The sequence below is a fragment of the Pseudomonas sp. HN2 genome (assembly GCF_020736465.1).
Taxonomy (GTDB): Bacteria; Pseudomonadota; Gammaproteobacteria; order Pseudomonadales; family Pseudomonadaceae; genus Aquipseudomonas; species Aquipseudomonas moraviensis_A.
The window spans coordinates 494,234-519,200 of sequence record NZ_CP085885.1 but is presented as its reverse complement, the minus strand read 5'-3'; the positions used below and the strand labels follow the sequence as shown (position 1 = coordinate 519,200).

The following is a 24,967-nucleotide window of genomic DNA, read 5'->3' as shown; positions in this document are numbered from 1 at the left end:
GAGACATTTTGTGAGCGAACTCATTCGCGTACCTGACATCGGCAGCGGTGAAGGTGAAGTAATTGAACTGTTTGTGAAGGTCGGCGACCGCATCGAAGCCGACCAGAGCATCCTGACCCTGGAATCGGACAAGGCCAGCATGGAAGTGCCGGCCCCGAAAGCCGGCGTCATCAAGAGCCTGAAAGTGAAGCTGGGCGACCGCCTGAAAGAAGGCGACGAACTGCTCGAGCTGGAAGTCGAGGGCGCCGCAGAAGCGGCCCCTGCACCTGCCGCCGCTCCTGCGAAAGCCGAAGAGAAACCGGCTGCAGCCCCTGCTGCTGCCGCGCCTGCCGCTGCCCCTGCTGCCGCTTCGGTACAGCAAGTGCACGTGCCGGACATCGGTTCGTCGGGCAAGGCGCAGATCATCGAAATCCAGGTCAAGGTCGGCGACAGCGTCGAAGCTGATCAATCGCTGATCACCCTGGAATCCGACAAGGCCAGCATGGAAATCCCGTCGCCGGCCGCTGGCGTGGTCAAGGCCATCAGCGTCAAGCTCAACGACGAAGTCGGCACCGGCGACCTGATTCTGGATCTGGAAGTGGCAGGTGCTGCGGCTCCTGCTGCTGCCGCCCCGGCTCAGGCTGCTGCGCCTGCTGCCGCCGCTGCGCCAGCCCCGGCTGCTGCTCCGGCAGCAGCGGCCGCTGACAGTGTTCAGGACATCCACGTCCCGGACATCGGTTCGGCCGGCAAGGCGAAGATCATCGAAGTGCTGGTCAAGGCCGGCGATAGCGTCGAAGCCGACCAGTCGCTGATCACCCTGGAATCCGACAAGGCCAGCATGGAAATTCCATCGCCTGCCGCTGGCGTGGTCGAAAGCGTTTCGATCAAGCTGGATGACGAAGTCGGTACCGGCGACCTGATTCTCAAGCTTAAAGTCAAAGGCGCAGCACCTGCTGCTGCACCGGCTCCGGCTGCTGCACCGAGTGCTCCGGCACCTGCCGCTGCTGCTCCGGCCGCCGCTGCACCTGCTGCACCTGCTGCCGATCCAGCCGCTGCGCCGGCCAAGCCTGGCGCGAAAGTTCACGCCGGCCCTGCCGTGCGTCAACTGGCCCGCGAGTTTGGCGTCGAGCTGAGCGCTGTTGGCGCCAGCGGTCCGCACGGTCGCATCCTCAAGGAAGACGTGCAGGTTTACGTCAAGGCGATGATGCAGAAGGCCAAGGAAGCACCGGCCGCTGCTGGCGGCGCTACCGGTGGTGCGGGCATCCCGCCGATCCCGGTGGTCGATTTCAGCCGTTTCGGCGAAATCGAAGAAGTGCCGATGACCCGCCTGATGCAGGTCGGTGCCGCCAACCTGCACCGCAGCTGGCTGAACGTGCCGCACGTGACGCAATTCGACTCGGCGGACATCACCGAGCTGGAAGCCTTCCGTGTTGCGCAGAAAGCCGTGGCCGAGAAGGCTGGCGTCAAGCTGACCATCCTGCCGCTGCTGCTCAAGACCTGCGCGCACCTGCTCAAGGAGCTGCCGGACTTCAACAGTTCGCTGGCACCAAGTGGCAAGGCGATCATCCGCAAGAAGTACGTGAACATCGGCTTCGCCGTCGACACTCCGGATGGCCTGCTCGTGCCGGTGATCAAGAACGTCGACCAGAAGAGCCTGCTGCAACTCGCTGCCGAAGCAGCTTCGCTGGCTGAAAAGGCCCGCACCAAGAAGCTGTCCTCGGACGAGATGCAAGGCGCCTGCTTCACCATTTCCAGCCTCGGCCACATTGGCGGCACCGGCTTCACGCCGATCGTCAACGCGCCGGAAGTGGCGATCCTCGGTGTTTCCAAAGCAACCATCCAGCCAGTCTGGGACGGCAAAGCCTTCCAGCCGAAGCTGATGCTGCCACTGTCGCTGTCCTACGATCACCGTGTGATCAACGGCGCAGCCGCCGCACGCTTCACCCAGCGTCTGGGCAGCCTGTTGGGCGACATCCGCACCATCCTGCTGTAACCCGAGCGGCCCTCCGGCAACGGAGGGCCGCTTGCTGCACCCTTTCGAGCGCCACACGCTCGTACCTCAACCCCGCCACTCTGGCGGGGCTTTTTTTGCCCGAAATAAACCGGCCCCCACCCCTTTCCTACAACCTGCGCTGACATCGGCCACAGGCCTGGTCCACTTCACGCCAATATTTTCCGTCGCCGGCCAACTAACCTCTGCTCAGGAAAGTTGCATCAACGCGCTCCGCTTATTTAATTCTTATCACTACAGCTTTCGAACGGAATCGATTATGTTCAAACCGACTATCGGCCCCATCGTGGGTCATGCCACAACTAATGAAGTTCGCATTTTCATGTGCGGCGAACAACAGGACAAGAAACGCGTATTTGCCGGAGTCCGCGCTCGCAAAGCGGGCGCGGAAAAATGGTCAAACAGTGTATTTGCACTTTTGAATCCAGCCAATGACATGTCGGGAGTACTGGTACTGCAGGATCTCGAAGCCGATTGCGAATATGAATACCAGGCCGGCTGGTTGAGTCCGATGAACCCGGTACACACGATCGACACGGTAGTGGAGTTCCCACTGCAATGGCCGCGACAGCTTTACCGCTTTCGCACCCGCACCCCGCAATCCAGCCAGCCACGAGCTTTTGTGGTCGGGTCGTGCCGCTATCTGCGGATCACCGCCGGCATCGCGACGTTACCGCAACTGGGCGACCGCATTTTCGGCTCGATCAATCGGCTCATTGAAAGCAGCCGGCCTCCCGTCAGTGCGGTGATCATGACCGGGGATCAAGTGTATGTAGACGATTTGAATATCATTGCACCGGATCGCGAAGCCAAAGACATCCTGAAGAAATATCGGACCGCATTTTCGCAACCCAATATTCAACGACTGATGGCCAATACATCAACTTACATGATGCTCGACGATCATGAAATTGAAGATAACTGGCCCGCCAATGCGAAAGCAGCGGACAAGGACTTATATCGCAATGCCATGGCCGCTTATGAACTATATCAAGCCAGCCATAGCCCGGTTTATGCATGTAACGGCAAGGGTCAGATAGACCGGGACAGCTTGAAACATTACTGGTACCAGTTCGGCGACAGCGATATTGCCTGGTTCGTCACTGACAGTCGCACCCGGCGCAACTTGTCGAAGGATGACCGGCGCATTCTCGATACTGAGCAGGAAGAGGCGCTGCTTGACTGGCTGATCCACAACACGGCACGGGTGAAGTTTGTTGTGACCAGCGTGATGTTCTATCCCGACCGCAAGTTGAACGGTGACGATGCCTGGAAAGCATTCCCCGAACAGCGTCTGCGCTTGCTGGAAACCATTCGCACCCATCGGCTCAAGAACGTGGTGTTTGTCTCAGGCGATGTCCATGGCTCGCTGACCAGTCGACTGACTCACAGCGAAGACGCCGATTTCGAAGTCCACACCATCGTGTCCTCGCCGCTTCACAACAGCAAATTGTTGCCCTATGCCAAGGCGTCGACGTTCATCCTCGATCAACCGCTGGTGCGCACGGCGGCCGGCGACTACCGGCACGACCTGACCAGTACAGTGGTGAGCCAGGACAACTTTGCGCATGTGGTCGTCGAGGCTGATCGGATCCTGGTCAAGTATCACGATCGTGACGGCAAACTACTGCAATCGATCAGTATGAAATTGCGTTGAACCCGCGAAAGATCGCAGCCTTCGGCAGCTCCTGCATGGACCTGCACTCCCGGTGAGGTTGCGATCTTTTGCTCATTTCAGTTGTGCACTGGAGAAATGTTCACTGCAGCCGACATATTCTTATAGCACTTGGCCTTCATCTCTCTTGTCAGTCGGTGCCGCAATGATGCAACCTTGCCGCAGCCAACAGACAAGAGGGCGAGAGCCCGGCGCATTCAGCATATTTCCAAGCGAGTTTCCTTCATGAAGAGCCAACCCGATGCCGCCAGCCGTAAGGCGGCCGAGGTAGTGACGCAGTTGCCTGTGCCCTCGCGGCTCGGCATGCTGCGTTTCGAGCGCCTGAATGAAGCGAGTTGGGCGATGCTGTTTCTCGATCCCAACTGCGAACGCCAATTCGGCCAGCCGGCCGTCGAGCTTTGCGCACTGGTCGGTTCGCCCTACGCCAGTCTGATGGAGCCGGAAGCGCGCTATCAGCTGCACGATGCGATCCAGCAACAGTTGAGCAATAACCCGCATTACGCCGTGCGCTACACCCTGCACACCGTCGCCGGTGCGTTGAACATCCTTGAGTTGGGCGAAGCCTATAAACAGCACAACCGGCACTTGCTGCGCGGCTATCTGCTGGCCGTCGACGACGTGTTCGACGAAACCCAGGCACTGCCTTCGGTCGATCTGGAAACCCAGAACTCGCGCCTGCAGATCGCGCTGGAGCTTAACCAGCGCGCCCAGCAGGAACAACTGCAGCATCTGGAACGCGTGCGTGCCCAGCAGGATCTGATTCTGCTGCTCGCGCGCCAGCGCTACAGCACGCACAACTCACTGCAGGAAGCCGCCGAGCTGATCACCCGCTGCGCCTGCGACATCTACGAGATCGACTGCGCCAGCCTGTGGAACCTCGAAGGCCAGCGGTTGCTGCCGATTTCCGCCTACCATCGTGCGACCCAGGAATATCTCCTGCCGGAGCCCATCGATATCAGCGGCTTCCCCAACTACATGGAAGCGCTGCACAGCAGCCGCGCCATCGATGCGCACAATGCGATGCATGACCCGCGTACCCGCGAAATGGCCGAGGCCATGCGTCCGCGTGACGTCAATGCGATGCTCGACGCCAGCATTCGCGTCGACGGCCAGGTGGTCGGCGTGTTGTGCCTGGAACAGACCGGCGCCACCCGCGCCTGGCAGTCCGACGAAATCGCCTTTGCCGGCGAGCTGGCCGACCAGTTCGCGCAAGTGATCAACAACCACAACCGCCGCACCGCCACCAGCGCCCTGCACCTGTTCCAGCGCGCGGTCGAGCAAAGTGCCAACGCCTTTTTGCTGGTCAACTGCGACGGCGTGGTCGAGTACGTCAACCCGAGCTTCACGGCGATCACCCAGTACACCACCGATGAAGTCCACGGCCAGCGCCTGTCGGAGTTGCCGGCACTGGAAAACCTCAGCGAGCTGCTGTTCGACGCGCCCTCGGCGCTGGCCCAGAGCAATAGCTGGCAGGGCGAATTCAAAAGCCGGCGCAAGAACCTCGAACCGTACTGGGGGCAGTTGTCGATTTCCAAGGTGTATGGCGACAACCGGGAGCTGACGCATTACATCGGCATCTACGAGGACATCACCCAGACCAAACTGGCGCAGCAGCGTATCGAGCGCCTGGCGTATACCGACAACCTGACCAACCTGGGCAACCGTCCGGCATTCATCCGCAATCTTGACGAGCGTTTCGCCCGCGACAGCGATGCGCCGATCAGCCTGTTGCTGGTCGACATCGACAACTTCAAGCGGATCAACGACAGCCTCGGTCACCAGACCGGCGACAAACTGTTGATCAGCCTTGCCCGGCGCCTGCGCAACAGCCTCAGCCCGAGTGGCAGCCTGGCGCGTTTTGCCAGTAACGAATTCGCCGTATTGCTCGACGACACCGACCTTGAAGCCGGGCAGCAGATTGCCAGTCAGTTGCTGATGACGCTCGACAAGCCGATGTTCGTCGACAATCAGTTGATCAGCGTCACCGGCTCCGTCGGCCTCGCCTGCGCGCCGCTGCACGGGCGCGATCCGCAAACCCTGATGCGCAACGCCGGTCTGGCGCTGCACAAGGCCAAGGCCAACGGTAAACACCAGTTGCAGGTGTTCACTGAAGCGCTGAACGCCGAAGCCAGTTACAAACTGTTCGTCGAAAACAACCTGCGCCGCGCCCTGACCCAGAACGAGCTGGACGTGTTCTACCAGCCGAAGCTGTGCCTGCGCAGCGGTCGCCTGCTGGGCATGGAAGCACTGCTGCGCTGGAACCACCCGGAGCGCGGCATGATCCGTCCGGACCAGTTCATCAGCGTCGCCGAAGAGACCGGCCTGATCATTCCGATTGGCAAATGGATCGCCCGTCAGGCCTGTCGCATGAGCAAATCCCTGACCGCCGCCGGCCTGGGCAATCTGCAAGTGGCAATCAACCTGTCGCCGAAACAGTTCTCCGATCCGGATCTGGTCGCCTCGATCGCCAACATCCTCAAGGAAGAAGCGCTGCCGGCCAATCTGCTCGAGCTGGAGCTGACCGAAGGCCTGCTGCTGGAAGCTACCGAAGACACGCATCTGCAGCTCGACCAGCTCAAGCGCCTCGGCCTGACCCTGGCCATGGATGACTTCGGCACCGGTTATTCATCGTTGAGCTATCTGAAGAAATTCCCGATCGACATCATCAAGATCGATCGCAGCTTCATCCATGAAATCCCTGACAATCAGGACGACATGGAAATCACCTCCGCGGTGATCGCCATGGCCCACAACCTGAAACTCAAGGTCGTCGCCGAAGGCATCGAAACCGCCGAGCAACTGGCGTTCCTGCGCCGGCATCGTTGCGACGTCGGTCAGGGTTATCTGTTCGACCGACCGATTCCCGGTGACGAGTTGATCAAAGCCCTCAAGCGCTACCCGCGTGGGCCGCTGTGCCTCTAACCCCGCTACCCCATTCTCGCCATAACATGCCGTCCCCTGTAGGAGCTGCCGAAGGCTGCGATCTTTTGATCTGGTTTTTAGAAAGCAAAATCAAAAGATCGCAGCCTTCGGCAGCTCCTACATTGGGTAGTGATTAACTCGGCATCATTCGGCACACTGGCGGTCTGACCTTTTACCTCCAACCTGACTGAGAGGAACGATCATGGTTCTGCGCTCGGAAATTCTGGTGAACAAAAACGTGCTTCCAACCAAAGAACAAGCCCTGCCCGGCCGCGAAACCCCGATGACCCTGCCGGAAAAACATTTCGTTTTCGAAGAAACTCCGCTGCTCGGTCCATTCTTTCAGGACGTCGACTTCGCGATTTTCGGTCTCGGTTGCTTCTGGGGCGCGGAACGACGCTTCTGGCAGCGCGAAGGTGTAGTCAGCACTGTGGTCGGTTACGCCGGTGGCTTCACGCCGAACCCGACTTATGAAGAAGTCTGCTCCGGCCTGACCGGCCATGCCGAAGTGGTGCTGGTGGTGTATGACAAGGCCAAGGTCAGCTATGAAGAGCTGCTGGCAATGTTCTGGGAGCTGCACAACCCGACCCAAGGCATGCGCCAGGGCAACGACATCGGCACCCAGTACCGCTCGGTGATCTACGCCACCACCCCGGAGCAACTGGATGCTGCGTTGAAAAGCAAAGCCGTGTATCAGGCTGAACTGGCGAAGGCCGGTCTGGGTGAAATCAGCACTGAGATCGACCAGGCACCCACCGTGTACTTTGCCGAGGTCTATCACCAGCAGTATCTGGCGAAGAATCCGGAAGGTTACTGCGGCATTGGCGGCACCGGCGTGTGCATGCCTGCGAGCCTGGCAGCCAACTAACCCCTGAAAGCAAAAGATCGCAGCCTTCGGCAGCTCCTACAGGGAAACGCATTTCAACTGTAGGAGCTGCCGAAGGCTGCGATCTTTTGATCTTGCTGTTGATCAGCTCTCGGCAATCAGCCAATCCATCTGCCAGCCGCCCTGGGTCTGCCCCAGCTTCTTCGACAGCCACGGCAGCAACTCACGCAACTCTTCCTCCAGCCCCCACGGCGGATTGGCGATCGCCAGCCCGGAACCGTTCAGGCTGTTCGGCGTGTCCAGCGGATGCACGAGCAACTCCACACGCAGCAGCTTCGGCGCACCCGTGCCGGCCAGATCCTGATAGAAACGCCGCAGTGCACGCTGATCCTTCACCGGATACCAGATCGCCGCGACGGTCTGGCGCATACGACCGATGGCTTCTTTCATTGATGCCGCACAGCGCTGCATCTCGTCCAGTTGCTCGAACGGCGGATCGATCAGCATCACCGCGCGCTTCTCCTGCACCGGCAACATCGCCCGCGCCACATGCCAGCCCTCGCCCAGATGCACTTTCACCCGACGATCACCGGCCATGTTGTCCTTGAGCAACACACCGTCTTCGGGGTGTTTCTCGTTGAGCATCACCCGATCCTGCGGCCGGGTCAGACGCCGCGCCAGCTCGGGAGAACCCGGGTAGTAGCGCAACTGGCCATCCGGGTTCATCTCGTGCAGCACCTTCATGTAGTCGGCGGTCAGTGCCGGCATGTCCGGCTGATCCCACAACCGCGCGATGCCTTCCAGGTACTCGCCGGTGCGATTGGCCTGATCGCCCTGCAAGTCATACAGACCAATGCCGGCGTGCGTGTCGAGATAGGCAAACGGCTGCTCCTTGCGCGACATCAGGGCGATGAGGCGGGTCAAGGTCAGGTGTTTGAACACATCGGCGTGATTGCCGGCATGGAAGGCGTGACGATAATTCATGGCTGCTCCTGCGAGGGCCGCAAAGTTTACCTTTTACCGGGCGGCAAGTCAGGGGTTCGCAGCCGAGCGGGCCTCAACATCGAAAGATCGCAGCCTTCGGCAGCTCCTACACGGGACAGGCGCTCACTCTGCCGACGGCTGCGGTCTTTTTGATCTTCAGGCGGGTAAGCTGCGCAGGCGCTTGCCGATGACGTCCAGCACATCACAGCCATCGCGCAATGGGATGGCGCACAGCAGGGCGAAGTCGCTGAGGATCACGGAGTCGCATTCGATCGAGCCGCGCATGCACATGTTTTCCAGGACCTGGACCACCGCGCGGATGCGGTAGTTGGCGGCGTCCATGAGGATGTCGAGGGGCACGTGGGTGTCGACGAACAGGCTGGGCATGTCGCTGCAATTGCCGGTGAGGGCCATGAAGCGGTTATCGGGGTGAGGGGTGATTTTTTCGTAAGGAGGATCTGTATGCATATTGGCCATTTTTGTCGTTCCATGATTGATTAACGTGAGCCGCCATCACACCTTCCTACGGGTTAGGGTGGCAGCTGTGCGCAGGAGTAGGAACCGAGCAATCATGGACCTCGGCCACGCCGAAGCGTGCCCCACGCACAGCCGCCGCGAACGATCTTACGGACTTGAACCAAGCGCCGCAAAAAGCCAACGAACTGTAACGTCATGAATGCGGGGATCCTTCACCCTGTCACCACTCTCGCAGTGACAACGAAAAGACTATCCCTGCAACCCACCGCGCACCAGTTCATGAAAACCGCCGCAATTCGAAGGAAACGTCCGAAGCGTTTGCCCCGAAATTTCACTCCGCCTCTGCCAGCAAAAACTCCAGAAGCGCCGATCGTGACGAATCTTCCGACATCGATAATCTGAAAAACTGCCCGACCTTGCAGCGCAGCACCGCCTCGGGAAACGCCTCGAACACGGCCGGTTGCTCCTCGCCGAGCCATTGCAGAACATTCGCGACGCGAACGCTTTCATCGGTCTGCGTCAACACCCGGTCCGGCACCCTCCACCACGGAAAGACTCGCCCCGAAACCAGCGCCCGGCCGCCGATTTCAACGGCTTTGCCATTGATCAAGCCTCGCGAAATCACCGGCAGCAACTGCGCCGGATTGACCTCATCGACCTGCAATAGAGGCAGCAGATACCGCCCATCCCAGAAGCGAAAAAACACTGGTTTACCGTCCGACATCAGCACTTGAGTCAAGCTGCGGAAATGCTCGACCAGCGCTTCCAGATCCGCCGAAGACACCGCCAGCCACCCCCAATCCCGCGAGTCGGTTTGTGCCACCCAACGTAAAAACTCACTGTCCGCAGCGACAATTCCCACGTAAGGCATCACCGCGTCCCACTCGGCATAAATCGTCTCGGCCCAGACCGGATCAGCCGTGCCCCGCCAGGCCGCAAAAACATCGGCATCACTGGCGCGGCTGAAAATTGCGAACAGTTGCTCCGACGCGTGCAGCGGCTGACGCGCCAGCCACTGTTCGGGCGTCAATTCTTCAGACTGCACAAACACCGTCCTTACAACGTTCACACTCTTCGCAGAACGGCGCATCGCCCTTGAAACTCATGATTTGTGCGGCGGTGAGGATGGCTGCCGGTGCGGCGAGTTTTTCCACCAGCCCCGGCGCCACTGGCGCAGCACTGGTCGCCAGCATCGGCGCGCCGCCCACGACAATCGGTACGCTGCTGAAAATCCCGCCGGGGCCGATATTGATCCACTGCCCGCCCGCCTGAATCGTAGCGCTCGCGCCGCCATTGATGACCACTTGCTGGCCCGCGCTGATATGGATCTGCGCAGAAGCGCTGGTCGCCTGGCTGTTAACCCGAACCTGCTGGTCGCCGAGTACGGACAAATGGTCATCCTGCCTGACCTCGGTCTGCCGCTGACCATGGGTGATGCGTTGCTCGTCGGCCTTGAGTTCATGGCGGGCAGTGCCGGCGACGACCACACTGCGCTGATTATCGACCTGCAGTTGCTGGTCGTTGAGTACGTGCTGGGTCCAGTTGCGCTGGGCACGCAGGTAGATTTCCTCGGCGCCCTTTTTGTCCTCGATGCGCAGTTCGTTATACCCGCCACCGCCGGGGCTGCTCTGGCTGCGGAAAATGCTGCGGGTCTTGTCCGCCGGCAGGTCCAGCGGCACCGGAGTCGCCGCATTTGGCAGGCAACCCATGACCAGCGGCTTGTCGGCATCGCCATCGATGAAGCCGACCAGCACTTCCATTCCGACTCGCGGAATCAACACGCTGCCGTAGTGATCGTGGGCCCAACCGGCCGCGACACGTAGCCAGCAACTGGAGTGCTCGTTCAGCTCGCCATCGCGATCCCAGGCCAGCTGGACTTTGACCCGCCCGTATTCATCGCAATGGATTTCCAGGTCTTTCGGGCCAGTGACAACGGCGGGTTGGTAACCGGACATGCGCGGTTTCTCCGGCCCGAGCGCCGGACGATAGAACACGTCCCACGGTGTGGCCACGAAGGTATTGCGGTAACCCTGGAACGATTCGCCATCGCTGGTCACCGACTCCTCGAGCACCTGCGGCTGGCGGCCCCGGTGTTCAACGGCAGTGAGCAACCACAGATCATTCCAGTCGCTGCGCGGATGTTCGGTGAGCTGCAGGAAATGTCCGCAGACCAATGCGGATTCGTCGCTGCGGCCTTCGGCCTGACGGTAGTCAGCGACGTGCCGTTCCAGCGCTCGCCGCGCCAGGTGCTTGCCGGTTTCGCGATCATTGAATTGCCCGGGGAAGTGGTAGTCCTCCAGCACCGGACGTTGTTCGCCGTCGCTGCGGCCTTGCAGAGACAGGCGTGGTCTTTCGAAATTGTAGTCACGCCGGGTGACGACACTGGTGCGGGTTTCCACGCGCACGTTGAAACGTTGAATCGCCGGCGCGCCAGCCGACATGCCGCTGCCCGGCAGATACAGCGTCGGCTCGGGCAGTTTCGGGAACACGGTCTGGTCGTCGCCAAAGACCAGCAAATGGCCTTCGGGGCTGTGTTGGAAGTGGTAATGAATGCCGACCTCGGCACATAGACGCTGGATAAAGGCCAGATCGCTTTCAGCGTATTGCACGCAGTATTCGCGCTCCGGGTATTCGCTGCCGAGGCGAAATTCAAAGGCATCGCGCAGGATCGAATGGTCCTTGAGAATCCGAGTGACGATTTGCGGCACGCTCTGGTGCTGGAAAATCCGTTGGTTGATGCGATGCCCAAGATACGTCAGACGCGGGACGAGGCTGAGGTGATAGCGTGTCAGACGCTTCGCGGAATCGCCCTGCCCGACCTGATAAATCTGACCATGAATGCCGGAACCCTGAGCATCGAAACCCAGAAACGCCTGACCATGCAGCAGGCTTTCCAGCTCCAGGTCCGGCCGCTCGCTGACCAGTTCCAGCTCGAAGCGAAAAGGCTGACTGATGGCCTCCCTGCCGGTGAATTCAAGGACCTTGAGGTCATGCTGGGTGCCTTCGAGGGTCAACGTGAAACGCGGTTGATTGGCAGGGGCGAACATCCGATGTCTCTCTGCAGAATGAAGGGCGGGCGATTCTGCATGAGGGGCAAGGGGGGATGAGCAGGTGACGGGAAATTCAGAATTGCCCTACTTTCATTGATGAAAACCCCTGCAAAAAGCGGCGCCTTCAACTACAGACAATCTCCACCCCCCCCCCACCGAACACTGTGGGAGCGAGCCTGCTCGCGAAAGCGGCATGTCAGTCGACACATTCATTGAATGATCTATCGCATTCGCGAGCAGGCTCGCTCCCACAATGGATTTCCACAGGATTCGAGAAATCACAGGCACAAAAAAACGGCCCGCCTCCTGTAGGAAACGGGCCGTTTTCGTGTGAGCCGGAGCTCAGCGCATTACTTGTTCAGGTGGAAATCCTTCTCCGCCGCTTCGAAGCGCTGCACCATTCCGGCTGTCGGCGCGCCGAGCTTGCTGACGATGTAGATGGCCAGGCTGGCGAAGATGAAGCCAGGGATGATTTCGTACAAACCCATCACTTCCCAGTGTTTCCAGGCTACAACGGTGATCGCGCCGACCAGGATACCGGCCAGTGCGCCGTCTCGGGTCATGCCTTTCCAGACCACCGAGATCAGCACAACAGGGCCGAACGCAGCGCCGAAACCAGCCCAGGCGTAGGACACCAGGCCCAGTACGCGGTTATCCGGGTCAGCGGCCAGCGCGATAGCGATAAGTGCTACCAGCAGCACCATGGCGCGACCGACCCAGACCAGCTCGACCTGGGACGCGGTTTTACGCAGGAAGGTCTTGTAGAAGTCTTCGGTCAGGGCGCTCGAGCACACCAGCAACTGGCAGCTCAGGGTGCTCATCACAGCGGCGAGAATCGCCGACAGCAACACACCGGCAACCCATGGGTTAAAGAGGATTTTCGCCAGTTCGATGAACACACGCTCGTGGTTCTCGGTCACCGGGCCAGCCACCTCCGGGTGCGCCGAGAAGTAGGCGATACCGAAAAAGCCCACGGCCACGGTGCCGCCCAGACACAGGATCATCCAGGTCATGGAGATGCGACGGGCATTGGCGATCGATTTCACCGAATCCGCCGCCATGAAACGCGCGAGGATGTGCGGCTGACCGAAGTAACCCAGGCCCCAGCCCAACAGCGAAATCACACCGATGAAGGTGGTGCCCTTGAGCATGTCGAAGTTGCTTGGATCGTTGGCTTCGATGGCCAGGAACGTGGTGTCGACGCCGCCGGTCGCCAGCAGCACGATGATCGGCGTGAGGATCAGCGCGAAGATCATCAGCGTGGCTTGTACCGTGTCAGTCCAGCTGACTGCGAGGAAACCGCCGACGAAGGTGTAGGCAATCGTCGCCGCCGCACCGGCCCACAGCGCTGTCTCGTAGGACATGCCGAAGGTGCTTTCGAACAGACGCGCACCCGCGACGATGCCGGAAGCGCAGTAGATGGTGAAGAACACCAGGATCACCACCGCCGAGATAATCCGCAGCAGGCCGCTTTTATCTTCGAAACGGCTGGAGAAATAGTCCGGCAGAGTCAGGGCATCGCCGTTGTGCTCGGTCTGCACCCGCAGACGGCCGGCGACGAACAGCCAGTTCAGATAAGCACCGACGATCAGGCCGATGGCGATCCAGCTTTCGGACAGACCGGACATGTAGATGGCGCCCGGCAGGCCCATCAGCAACCAGCCGCTCATGTCCGAGGCACCGGCGGACAGCGCAGTTACCACGCTACCGAGGCTGCGACCGCCGAGAATATAGTCGGAAAGGTTGTTGGTGGAGCGATAGGCCATGAAGCCGATCAGCACCATTGCTGCGATGTAGATCACGAATGTGATCAAGGTTGGATTGCTAACGCTCATTAAGTTACGCCCTGGCTTTGTTTTTATGTAGCGGCGGTGGTGAACCGCTCGCAAACGACGACGTTTGGCAGACGATCCGGGATCCCGCGCATTTAAGACTGATGTTTCCCCAGGAAAGCCATCAGCCGGTACACCGGGTTATTCCCGGTTGCACCTTGGCGGCGAATGCTATGCAACAAAGCAAATAAGGTGCAACCAGTTTCGCCAGAATCAGTTGCACCTAGTCGGAATATTCGAAGAGCAGCGTGTTTTTGCTCCCTTTTGTGGCAGTCAGCGGTCGTTGCTAGAAGCAAAAGCACCAAGCAGGAGCGGCACTTTCGTACCAGAAATTAATTCCTGACGAGCTGCGAATTATTCCGACAAAAAAAGGGTTGCACCCGGTTGCACCTCATTCGGCGCACGGCTAATCTTGCGGCCAGCTGATGCCACGCAACTGTGGCAACCATGAGGATAAAAATATGGCTACCACCACCCTTGGGGTCAAACTTGATGACCCGACCCGCGAGCGCCTCAAGGCTGCCGCAACCTCGATTGATCGCACGCCGCACTGGCTGATCAAACAGGCAATTTTCAATTACCTGGAAAAGCTCGAGGGTGGTGCAACCCTGACCGAGTTGAACGGTTTGACCGCCAAAGATGCCGATGACGCAGGCGAAGTGCAGACCGATCACGCTCACCAATGTTTCCTCGAATTCGCCGAAAGCATCCTGCCGCAATCGGTTCTGCGTGCCTCGATCACCGCGGCCTACCGCCGTCCTGAGCCGGAAGTGGTGCCGATGCTGATCGAGCAGGCGCGCCTGCCGGCTCCAATGGCCGAAGCCACCAACAAACTCGCCGCGACCATCGCGGAAAAACTGCGTAACCAGAAGAGTGCCGGCGGTCGTGCCGGTATTGTTCAGGGCCTGCTGCAGGAATTTTCCCTGTCGTCCCAGGAAGGCGTGGCGCTGATGTGTCTTGCCGAAGCGCTGCTGCGTATCCCCGACAAGGGCACTCGCGATGCGCTGATCCGCGACAAGATCAGCACCGGCAACTGGCATCCGCACCTGGGCAACAGCCCTTCGCTGTTCGTCAACGCGGCGACCTGGGGCCTGCTGCTGACCGGCAAACTGGTTTCCACTCACAATGAAGCCGGCCTGACTTCTTCGCTGAGCCGCATCATTGGCAAGAGCGGCGAGCCGATGATCCGCAAGGGCGTCGACATGGCCATGCGCCTGATGGGCGAGCAGTTCGTCACCGGCGAAACCATCGCCGAAGCACTGGCCAATGCGAGCAAGTTCGAAGCCAAGGGCTTCCGTTATTCCTACGACATGCTCGGTGAAGCGGCACTCACCGAAGTCGACGCGCAGAAATACCTGGCGTCGTACGAACAGGCGATCCATTCGATCGGCAAAGCGTCCCACGGTCGTGGGATTTATGAAGGTCCGGGCATTTCCATCAAGCTCTCGGCGCTGCACCCGCGCTACAGCCGTGCGCAATACGAGCGCGTCATGGACGAGCTGTACCCGCGTCTGCTGTCGCTGACCCTGCTGGCCAAGCAATACGACATCGGCTTGAACATCGACGCCGAAGAAGCCGACCGCCTCGAGCTGTCGCTGGATCTGCTCGAGCGTCTGTGCTTCGAGCCGCAACTGACTGGCTGGAACGGCATAGGTTTCGTTATCCAGGCTTATCAGAAGCGTTGCCCGTACGTGATCGACTACGTGATCGATCTGGCCCGTCGCAGCCGTCATCGCCTGATGATCCGTCTGGTAAAAGGCGCGTACTGGGACAGCGAAATCAAGCGCGCCCAGGTCGAAGGCCTGGAAGGCTATCCGGTCTATACCCGCAAGGTGTACACCGACGTTTCCTACATCGCTTGCGCACGCAAACTGCTGTCGGTGCCGGAAGTCATTTATCCGCAGTTCGCCACGCACAACGCCCACACCTTGTCGGCGATCTATCACATTGCCGGTCAGAATTATTACCCGGGCCAGTACGAATTCCAGTGCCTGCACGGCATGGGCGAACCGCTCTACGAACAGGTTGTAGGCAAAGTATCCGAGGGCAAGCTGAACCGTCCGTGCCGCGTGTACGCTCCGGTCGGCACCCACGAAACCCTGCTGGCGTACCTCGTGCGTCGTCTGCTGGAAAACGGCGCCAACACCTCGTTCGTCAACCGCATTGCCGACCAGTCGATTTCGATTCAGGAACTGGTGGCCGATCCGGTGGCGCAGATCGAGCAGATGGCGACCGTGGAAGGTGGTTTCGGTCTGCCGCACCCACGCATTCCGCTGCCGCGTGACCTGTACGGTGCCGAGCGTGCCAACTCCAGCGGCATCGACATGGCCAACGAACATCGTCTGGCTTCGCTGTCCTGCGCTCTGCTCGCCACTGCGCATAACGACTGGAAGGCCGCGCCGATGCTCGGTTGCGCGTCCAGCAACGAAACGCCGGTTGCCGTGCTGAATCCGGCCGATCACCGCGATGTGGTTGGTCACGTGCAGGAAGCCACCGTCGAAGACGTCGACAACGCCATTCAGTGCGCGCTGAACGCAGCGCCGATCTGGCAGGCCACGCCGCCGGCCGAACGTGCAGCGATTCTGGAACGTGCCGCTGACTTGATGGAAGGTGAAATCCAGCCGCTGATGGGCCTGCTGGCTCGCGAAGCCGGCAAGACCTTCGCCAACGCCATCGCCGAAGTCCGCGAAGCGGTCGACTTCCTGCGTTATTACGCAGTGCAGGCGCGCAACGATTTCAGCAACGACGCCCACCGCCCACTGGGTCCGGTGGTATGTATCAGCCCGTGGAACTTCCCGCTGGCGATCTTCAGCGGCCAGGTCGCTGCGGCATTGGCTGCCGGCAACCCGGTACTGGCCAAACCTGCGGAGCAAACCCCGCTGGTCGCCGCGCAAGCCGTGCGCTTGCTGCTCGAAGCCGGGATTCCGGAAGGCGTGCTGCAACTGCTGCCGGGGCGTGGTGAAACGGTCGGCGCTGGTCTGGTAGGTGATGAGCGCGTCAAAGGCGTGATGTTCACCGGTTCGACCGAAGTCGCGCGCCTGCTGCAACGCAACATCGCTGGGCGCCTCGACAGCCAGGGCCGGCCGATTCCGCTGATCGCCGAAACCGGTGGCCAGAATGCGATGATCGTCGACTCCTCGGCACTCACCGAACAAGTTGTGATCGACGTGGTGTCGTCGGCTTTCGACAGTGCCGGCCAGCGTTGCTCGGCCCTGCGGGTACTGTGCTTGCAGGAAGATTCCGCCGATCGCGTCATCGAAATGCTCAAGGGTGCCATGGCTGAAAGCCGCCTCGGTAACCCGGAGCGCCTGTCCGTGGACATCGGCCCGGTGATCGACGCCGAAGCCAAGGCTGGCATCGACAAGCACATCCAGGGCATGCGCGATAAAGGCCGCAATGTTTACCAGGTAGCGATTGCCGACAGCGAAGAGGTCAAGCGCGGCACCTTCGTCATGCCGACTCTGATCGAACTGGAAAGCTTCGACGAACTGCAACGCGAGATCTTCGGACCGGTGCTCCACGTGGTGCGCTACAAGCGCAAAGAGCTGGATCAACTGATCGGTCAGATCAACGCCTCCGGTTACGGCCTGACGCTGGGCGTGCACACGCGCATCGACGAAACCATCGCCAAGGTGATCGACAACGTCAACGCCGGTAACGTCTACGTCAACCGCAACATCGTCGGTGCCGTGGTCGGCGTGCAGCCATTCGGCGGCGAAGGCCTGTCGGGTACTGGCCCGAAAGCCGGCGGCCCGCTGTATCTGTACCGCCTGCTGTCGACGCGTCCTGCTGACGCCATCGAACAATCCTTCGCCCGCGGTGACGCCATCGTTGCCCCGGACGTGCGCTTGCGCGATGCCATGAGCCAATCGTTGAACGCTCTGAAAGCCTGGGCCGACAACAACAAGTTCGCCGACCTGAGCACCCTGTGCGTGCAATACGCGGCGCAATCTCAGAGCGGCATCACCCGCGTGCTGGCCGGTCCGACCGGCGAGAAAAACAGCTACGCGATCCTGCCGCGCGAGCACGTACTGTGCCTCGCGGAGGTTGAAGATGATCTGTTGACGCAACTGGCCGCGGTGCTGGCGGTGGGCGGTTCGGCGGTATGGCCGGAATCCGAGCAGACCAAGGCCTTGTTCGCCCGTCTGCCGAAGGAAGTCCAGGCGCGGATCAAGCGCGTTGCCGACTGGAACAAGGACGAGGTGGTGTTCGATGCCGTGCTGCATCACGGCCATTCCGACCAGTTGCGCGGCGTCTGCCAGCAGATTGCCCAGCGCGGCGGCGCGATCGTTGGGGTTCAGGGCCTGTCCCAGGGCGAGACCAACATTGCCCTGGAGCGTCTGGTAATCGAGCGGGCACTGAGCGTCAACACCGCTGCGGCGGGGGGTAATGCCAGCTTGATGACCATCGGTTAAACCGCTGTAAATCCAAGCGACCGCAATGGTCGCCTGGTACGCAATACCCTGTGGGAGCGAGCCTGCTCGCGAAGACGGCGTTCCAGTCGACATCGATGTTGCCTGAGCCACCGCTTTCGCGAGCAGGCTCGCTCCCACAGAAGATCAAAAGATCGCAGCCTTCGGCAGCTCCTACATGGAACCGCATTCCAAATGTAGGAGCTGCCGAAGGCTGCGATCTTTTGCTTCTGCATCACGCTCATCAATCATCCTGTTCAGCCTTCATCAGCACACCTAGACTCGGCCCAACCTCAATCTCAAGGTAAGCCGCCATGTCCGAGACCCTGCTCAGTTCCCGCAATCTGGCTTTCGAGCTGTACGAAGTCCTTGATGCCGAGGGCCTGACTCGACGTGAGCGCTTTGCCGAGCACAATCGCGAGACTTTCGACGCCGCGATCGGCACCGCGCGCAGCATCGCCGAAAAGTATTTCGCCCCGCACAACCGCAAGGGCGATGAAAACGAGCCGCGCTATGAAGATGGCCAGGCCATTCTGATCCCCGAAGTGAAACCGGCGGTGGATGCCTTCCTCGAGGCGGGATTTCTCAACGCCGCACGCAGTTTCGAAGCCGGCGGCATGCAACTGCCCACCCTGCTGTCGCAAGCCTGCTTCGCGCACTTCCAGTCGGCAAACGCCGCATCGACTTCGTACCCGTTCCTGACCATGGGCGCAGCGAACCTGATCGAAAGCTTCGGCAGCGAAGAGCAGAAGCAGCGCTTCCTGCAACCCATGATCGACGGCCGCTTCTTCGGCACCATGGCCCTGACCGAGCCCCATGCCGGTTCGTCACTGTCGGATATTCGTACCCGCGCCGAGCCCGCATCCGACGGCACCTATCGTCTCAAGGGCAACAAGATTTTCATTTCCGGCGGTGATCATCCGCTCTCGGAAAACATCGTGCACATGGTCTTGGCCAAACTGCCTGACGCGCCGCCGGGAGTGAAAGGTATTTCGCTGTTCATCGTGCCGAAGTTTCTGGTCAACGACGACGGCAGCCTCGGGCAGCGCAACGACGTGCTGCTCGCCGGGCTGTTCCACAAGATGGGCTGGCGTGGCACCACATCTACCGCGCTGAACTTCGGCGATAACGGTGAGTGCGTCGGCTATCTGGTAGGCAAGGCGCACCACGGCTTGAGCTACATGTTCCAAATGATGAACGAAGCGCGGATCGGCGTCGGCATGGGCGCGGTCATGCTCGGTTATGCCGGTTACCTGTATTCACTGGAGTACGCGCGCGAGCGGCCGCAGGGTCGGGTGCCGGACAGCAAGGATCCGACCACGGCGCCGGTGGCGATCATTCAGCACGCGGATGTCAGACGCATGCTGCTGACGCAGAAATCCTACGTCGAAGGTGCCTTCGATCTTGGCCTGTATGCAGCGCGGCTGTTCGATGACACCACGACGCTGGAGACCGAAGCCGAACGCAAGCAGGCGCATGAACTGTTGGACCTGCTGACGCCGATCGTCAAATCCTGGCCCTCGGAGTTCTGCCTGAAGGCCAACGAACTGGCGATCCAGATTCTTGGCGGTCACGGCTACACCCGTGAATACCCGGTGGAGCAGTACTACCGCGACAACCGCCTGAACCCGATCCACGAAGGTACCCACGGTATCCAGTCGCTGGATTTGCTCGGACGCAAGCTGGCGCAGAACGGTGGCGCCGGGTTGAAGCAATTGATTCGCTTGATCGCCAACACCGCGCAACGCGCGACCGCGTACGACTCGCTGAGCGCACTGCGCGAACCGCTGGAAAAACTCGTTGCCCGCCTGCAAACCGTAACCATCGGCCTGCTCACCGATCTGGCCCAGGGCAAGGTCAACAGCAGCCTGGCGAACTCGGCGCTGTACCTGAAAGTGTTCGGCCACGCGGTGATCGGCTGGCGCTGGCTGGAACAGGCAATTCGCGCTGAGGAAGGCCTGGCAAAAGGGTGTGCGGCGGATGTCGATTTCTATAAGGGCAAGTTGCAGGCGGCTCGGTACTTCCTGACGTGGGAAGTGCCGGGCTGCCAGCATGAGCTGGACTTGCTGGAGGCGCGGGATGATACGTGCCTGACGATGCGCGAGGAGTGGTTCTGATCCGAAAGCTGTTCAGTGCTTCAAACCCTTCGCGAGCAGGCTTGCTCCCACAGGGTTCGGTGGTGTTCACACACCCAGTGAATCACCACGATAACTGTGAGAGCAGGCTTGCCCGCGAAAGGGCCGGGGCTGACGACACATCAGCCCAGCGTGAATCCACTCATCTGCACGCCAGCAACCCGATCAACCCTGATTGATCGTCTTGGCAATGGTCTCGACCGTGGCGCTGACTTGCTCTTGATAACGGTCGAGTTCTTCTTTGTGCTGCTTCTTCATTTCAATCTGCTGCGAGCACAGATTCATCGCGGCCAGCACCAGCAAACGGTCACCGATCAGCGTCGGGTATTTGCGCTTGGTGTCTTCCAGCGCGGCCTTGAGCATCATCGCCGCATCCAGCAGGGTCTGTTCTTCCCCGGCCGGTGCCTTGATCGAATAGTCCTCGCCGAGAATGGAGATGACTTTTACCCCTGCTGTGCCGTGGTTCATGCGCTGACGGGACCTGCGTTGACGCGATCGACCAGTGCCTGGATGCGCGCGGCGGTGGCGCCGTGTTTTTCTTCCTGCTCCATCAGGTTCAGTTGCAGGTTTTCGTTTTCATCCTTGGCCTGGGCCAGTTCCGTGGACAGGGTCTGGTTGGTCTGCGTGAGTGTCTGGTTCTGTTGCACCAGGTCGCTGACGAGCTGTTCCAATTGGCTGAGGGATGCTTCCAACATTTTGATCTTCCAAGCGTTTTTCAAAGGGCGCGTACGATAAAGAAAAGTCACCACGGATGCCAGGGTTAAACCGACGCAAGGCCTTGATTTGCCTGGGTGGCGAAGCTTCTCGCGAGTTTAAAAGACTGTGATTGGTCGATCTGGTTCCTGCACTTCGTCGCACAGAGCCGTCTGCGACAAATACGCACACCACCTCAAGACTTTAGTCGTATGACCGATAAGTCACCCATACAGCAGTCTCAGCCCGCATGGATGCGGCCCTTTTCGGTATCCGCCCATGTCCCTCCGCAATATGAATATCGCCCCACGGGCGTTCACCGGCTTCGCCCTGATTGGCGGCCTGATGTTGATTCTCGGCGTGTTTGCCCTGAACCAGATGAGCAAGATCCGCGCGGCCGGCGAAGACATCGCCACCGCCAGCGTGCCATCGATCAAGGCCCTCGACGAATTCACCCAGCTGACCCTGCGCCTTCGCGTGCTGTCCTACCGCTTGCTGATCAACCGCGAACCCGATGTGCAGCAGAAAACCATCGAACTGTTCGACCTGCGTAACCGCCAGATCAGCGATGCGCAGCGTGCATACGAGCCGCTGATCGAAGGTCCGCAGGAACGCGCGGCGTACGATCAGTACGTGCAGTTGCTGGCGCAGTACCGTCAGCTTGAAGAGCGCATGAAAACCCTGTCGCGCAACAATCAGGTCGACGAGTTGCGGCAGATGCTCAACAGCGATTTGCTGAGCAATTCGGAAGCGGTGAATACCGCGCTGGCGCGTTTGCTGGAAATCAACACCCAGCAGATCGCCGAAACCGATCAGGGCGCCAAGGATCAGTACTCGATGTCGTTCGATCTGGTCGTCACTCTGCTGGTGATCGCCAGCGGCTTGACCTTGCTGTTCGCCTGGCTGCTGACCGTGAGCATTACCAAACCGATTTCCAAGGCACTCGAAGCGGCGGAAACCATCGCCGAAGGCAACCTGACCCAGCCGATCCATGTCGATGGCGAAGATGAAGCCGGGCGCCTGCTGGCGGCGATGGCCAAGATGCAATCGAAGCTGCGCGACACCCTGCAGCGCATTTCCGGGTCGGCCACGCAGCTGGCCTCCGCCGCTGAAGAGTTGAACAGCGTCACCGACGAAAGTGCTCGCGGCCTGACCCAGCAGAACAACGAAATCGAGCAGGCGGCCACTGCCGTCAACGAGATGACCAGTGCCGTCGAAGAAGTCGCGCGCAACGCGGTCAGCACTTCGGAAGCCTCGAAAAACGCCACCACTTCGGCGGGCGACGGTCGTGATCTGGTGCAGGAAACCGTCAGCGCCATCGAACGCATGAGCGCCGATGTGCAGAGCACGGCTTCGCTGATCGGCGACCTGGCCAATGAATCCCGCGACATCGGCAAGGTGCTCGACGTGATCCGTGGCCTGGCCGACCAGACCAACCTGCTGGCATTGAACGCAGCGATCGAAGCGGCCCGCGCCGGTGAGGCCGGTCGTGGTTTCGCCGTTGTGGCGGACGAAGTGCGCGCGCTGGCCCATCGCACTCAACAGTCGACCAGCGAAATCGAACGCATGATCGGCAGCATCCAGAGCGGCACCGAACACGCCGTGGATTCGATGCGCAACAGCACCGAGCGCGCCGAATCGACCTTGAACATCGCCCGAGGCGCGGGGATGTCGCTGGACACGATCAACAGCGCCATCGTCGAAATCAACGAGCGCAACCTGGTCATCGCCAGCGCCGCCGAAGAGCAGGCGCAGGTGGCGCGGGAAGTCGACCGCAATCTGGTCAACATCCGTGATCTGTCGGTGCAATCGGCGACCGGCGCGAGTCAGACCAGTGCGGCGAGCAACGAGCTGTCGCGGTTGGCGCTGGATCTGAACAATATGGTTGGGCGGTTCAGCCTGTAAATTTTGAGATCAAGGTCAAAAGCCCCTCACCCCAGCCCTCTCCCAGAGGGAGAGGGGGAAAGGGAGCAGATCTCTGTGCTGTTCAAACCTGAGTTCGACTCAGGAACTTCAGGTCGATGTATCTCGCATGATCAACGCGGTCGGTCCCCTCTCCCTCTGGGAGAGGGCTAGGGTGAGGGCCGCAATCGTCCGCCTGCCGCAAATCCTGATGCCACCCTGAAAAGCTTTTTGACAGCATCACATTTCAACAGGTTAGAATCGCTGGCACGCAGACTGCATGGTCAGTTTGTGCCCCCGTCTTTACGCTTCTGGAGTACTGCCTTTGAATGCGACGACCATCAACAGCCTGTTCTTGATCGGCGCGTTGCTGGTAGGCGCAAGCATTCTTGTCAGCTCGCTTTCTTCACGTCTCGGCATTCCGATTCTGGTCATCATCCTCGCGGTCGGCATGAGTGCCGGGGTCGATGGTGGCGGGATCATCTTCGATAACTACCCGACGGCCTATCTGGTCGGCAACCTCGCTCTGGCGGTGATCCTGCTCGACGGCGGTTTGCGCACGCGGGTGTCGAGTTTTCGCGTGGCGTTATGGCCGGCGCTGTCGCTGGCCACGGTCGGTGTATTGATCACCACCGGGCTGACCGGCATGGCCGCGGCGTGGCTGTTCGACCTCAATCTGATTCAGGGCCTGCTGATCGGCGCCATCGTTGGTTCGACCGACGCCGCTGCGGTGTTCTCGTTGCTCGGCGGCAAAGGGCTGAACGAGCGGGTCACCGCCAGCCTGGAAATCGAATCCGGCAGCAACGACCCGATGGCGGTGTTTCTAACCGTTACCCTGATCGATATGCTCGCCAGTGGCCAGACCGGCCTGCACTGGAGCCTGCTGACCCACCTGATCCGCGAATTCGGCATTGGTGGCGTGATCGGTCTGGGCGGCGGCTGGGTAATGTTGCAACTGGTCAACCGCATCAACCTCGCCGCCGGCCTCTATCCGATTCTGATCATCGCTGGCGGCCTGGTGGTGTTCGCGCTGACCAACGCCCTGCATGGCAGCGGCTTTCTCGCCGTGTACCTGTGCGGTCTGGTGATCGGCAACCGCCCGGTGCGCAGCCGCCACGGCATTCTGCACATGCTCGACGGCATGGCCTGGCTGGCGCAGATCGGCATGTTCCTGGTGCTGGGGCTGCTGGTCACGCCCCATGATCTGCTGCCGATCGCCCTGCCCGCCCTCGGTCTGGCGCTGTGGATGATCCTGTTCGCGCGGCCGCTGTCGGTGATGGTCGGTCTGCTGCCGTTCAAGGCCTTCCACGGTCGCGAAAAAGCCTTTATTTCCTGGGTCGGTCTGCGCGGCGCGGTGCCGATCATTCTCGCGGTATTCCCGCTGATGGCCGGGCTGCCGCAAGCGCAGCTCTACTTCAATCTCGCGTTCTTCATCGTGCTGGTGTCGCTGCTGGTGCAGGGCACGAGCCTGCCGTGGGTGGCCAAGCTGCTCAAGGTGACGGTGCCGCCAGAACCCGCGCCGATCTCCCGGGCGGCGCTGGAAGTGCACGTGACCAGCGAGTGGGAACTGTTCGTTTACAAGCTCGGCGCCGAGAAATGGTGCATCGGTTCGCCCCTGCGTGAACTGAAAATGCCCGAAGGCACACGCATCGCGGCACTGTTTCGTGGCCAGCAACTGCTCCATCCGTCGGGTAGTACGGTGCTGGAAGTCGATGATTTGCTGTGTGTTATTGGCCATGAACACAACTTGTCGGCCCTCGGCAAACTGTTCAGCCAGGCGCCGCAACGCGGCCTCGACCTGCGTTTCTTCGGCGACTTCGTGCTTGAAGGAGACGCCCAGCTTAAAGCGGTTGCAGCGCTGTATGGCTTGCCGGCCGAAGGCATCGATCCGGACATGACGCTGGGGGCGTTCATCGCCCAGAAAGTAGGGGGCGCACCCATCGTCGGTGACCAGGTGGAGTGGAACAATACCCACTGGACGGTCGCGGTCATGGACGGGAACAAGATCGGCAAAGTGGGCGTCAGATTCCCCGAAGGAAGTCGCCCGGGCCCCGGACTCTTCCTCTAAA

General features: G+C 60.4%; 15 protein-coding genes and 1 pseudogene. 9 read left to right on the top strand and 7 right to left on the bottom strand.

The annotated features are described in order from the left end of the window. Nucleotides 1–10 precede the first annotated feature (10 nt). From aceF to msrA, 4 genes are all read left to right on the top strand, one after another. Nucleotides 11–1,972 (top strand): dihydrolipoyllysine-residue acetyltransferase, encoded by a 1,962-nt coding sequence (gene aceF, locus LIS66_RS02235; RefSeq protein WP_227973527.1) that lies wholly within the window; start codon nucleotides 11–13, stop codon nucleotides 1,970–1,972. 277 nt (nucleotides 1,973–2,249) lie between these two features. Further along, nucleotides 2,250–3,647, top strand: coding sequence for an alkaline phosphatase D family protein (locus tag LIS66_RS02230; protein ID WP_227973526.1), 1,398 nt, complete (start codon nucleotides 2,250–2,252; stop codon nucleotides 3,645–3,647). 243 nt (nucleotides 3,648–3,890) lie between these two features. Continuing rightward, nucleotides 3,891–6,587 carry a putative bifunctional diguanylate cyclase/phosphodiesterase gene (locus tag LIS66_RS02225; RefSeq protein ID WP_042607750.1) on the top strand — a complete coding sequence of 899 codons (2,697 nt, stop codon included), beginning with the start codon at nucleotides 3,891–3,893 and terminating at the stop codon, nucleotides 6,585–6,587. Between the two features lie 202 nt (nucleotides 6,588–6,789). Further along, a complete protein-coding gene (gene msrA, locus LIS66_RS02220; RefSeq protein WP_227973525.1) occupies nucleotides 6,790–7,455 on the top strand; it encodes a peptide-methionine (S)-S-oxide reductase MsrA in 666 nt (221 codons plus the stop codon). Between the two features lie 102 nt (nucleotides 7,456–7,557). Here the strand turns inward: msrA and LIS66_RS02215 are convergent, their stop codons facing one another. From LIS66_RS02215 to putP, 5 genes are all read right to left on the bottom strand, one after another. Beyond that, a complete protein-coding gene (locus LIS66_RS02215; protein WP_227973524.1) occupies nucleotides 7,558–8,397 on the bottom strand; it encodes a 23S rRNA (adenine(2030)-N(6))-methyltransferase RlmJ in 840 nt (279 codons plus the stop codon). Between the two features lie 156 nt (nucleotides 8,398–8,553). Further along, nucleotides 8,554–8,874 carry a hypothetical protein gene (locus tag LIS66_RS02210; protein WP_064363204.1) on the bottom strand — a complete coding sequence of 107 codons (321 nt, stop codon included), beginning with the start codon at nucleotides 8,872–8,874 and terminating at the stop codon, nucleotides 8,554–8,556. Between the two features lie 331 nt (nucleotides 8,875–9,205). Next, nucleotides 9,206–9,919: a DUF4123 domain-containing protein gene (locus tag LIS66_RS02205; RefSeq protein WP_227973523.1), complete on the bottom strand. Its 714-nt coding sequence runs from the start codon at nucleotides 9,917–9,919 to the stop codon at nucleotides 9,206–9,208. Beyond that, the gene (gene tssI, locus LIS66_RS02200; RefSeq protein WP_227973522.1) at nucleotides 9,909–11,921 is read right to left on the bottom strand and encodes a type VI secretion system tip protein TssI/VgrG; all 2,013 of its coding nucleotides are present in this window, start codon (nucleotides 11,919–11,921) and stop codon (nucleotides 9,909–9,911) included. Before tssI ends, LIS66_RS02205 begins: the two co-directional genes overlap by 11 nt. 353 nt (nucleotides 11,922–12,274) lie before the next feature. Then, entirely contained in the window at nucleotides 12,275–13,759 is a 1,485-nt protein-coding gene (gene putP, locus LIS66_RS02195) for a sodium/proline symporter PutP (RefSeq protein WP_065615468.1), read from the bottom strand. 458 nt (nucleotides 13,760–14,217) lie between these two features. Here putP and putA point away from each other — a divergent pair, with 458 nt between their 5' ends. Both putA and LIS66_RS02185 read left to right on the top strand, forming a co-directional pair. Further along, a complete protein-coding gene (gene putA / locus LIS66_RS02190) occupies nucleotides 14,218–18,171 on the top strand; it encodes a trifunctional transcriptional regulator/proline dehydrogenase/L-glutamate gamma-semialdehyde dehydrogenase (protein ID WP_227973521.1) in 3,954 nt (1,317 codons plus the stop codon). A 311-nt stretch (nucleotides 18,172–18,482) separates the two neighbouring features. Then, nucleotides 18,483–20,285: an acyl-CoA dehydrogenase gene (locus tag LIS66_RS02185; RefSeq protein WP_227973520.1), complete on the top strand. Its 1,803-nt coding sequence runs from the start codon at nucleotides 18,483–18,485 to the stop codon at nucleotides 20,283–20,285. Between the two features lie 183 nt (nucleotides 20,286–20,468). On the opposite strand, the gene LIS66_RS02180 is transcribed toward LIS66_RS02185, so the two are convergent. Both LIS66_RS02180 and LIS66_RS02175 read right to left on the bottom strand, forming a co-directional pair. Continuing rightward, complete coding sequence (locus tag LIS66_RS02180; protein WP_064363216.1) at nucleotides 20,469–20,771, bottom strand: cell division protein ZapA; 303 nt, start codon at nucleotides 20,769–20,771, stop codon at nucleotides 20,469–20,471. Further along, entirely contained in the window at nucleotides 20,768–20,998 is a 231-nt protein-coding gene (locus LIS66_RS02175) for a hypothetical protein (protein WP_227973519.1), read from the bottom strand. Before LIS66_RS02175 ends, LIS66_RS02180 begins: the two co-directional genes overlap by 4 nt. A 277-nt stretch (nucleotides 20,999–21,275) precedes the next feature. On the opposite strand from LIS66_RS02175, the pseudogene LIS66_RS27870 reads away from it, so the two are divergent. The 3 genes and pseudogenes from LIS66_RS27870 to LIS66_RS02165 form a co-directional block, all read left to right on the top strand. After that, nucleotides 21,276–21,998: pseudogene (locus LIS66_RS27870) on the top strand (MCP four helix bundle domain-containing protein); the annotation flags it as partial. A 30-nt stretch (nucleotides 21,999–22,028) separates the two neighbouring features. Further along, entirely contained in the window at nucleotides 22,029–22,901 is an 873-nt protein-coding gene (locus LIS66_RS27865) for a methyl-accepting chemotaxis protein (RefSeq protein WP_371919857.1), read from the top strand. 322 nt (nucleotides 22,902–23,223) lie between these two features. Further along, entirely contained in the window at nucleotides 23,224–24,966 is a 1,743-nt protein-coding gene (locus LIS66_RS02165) for a potassium/proton antiporter (RefSeq protein WP_042608725.1), read from the top strand. The last annotated feature ends 1 nt before the right edge of the window (nucleotide 24,967 follow it).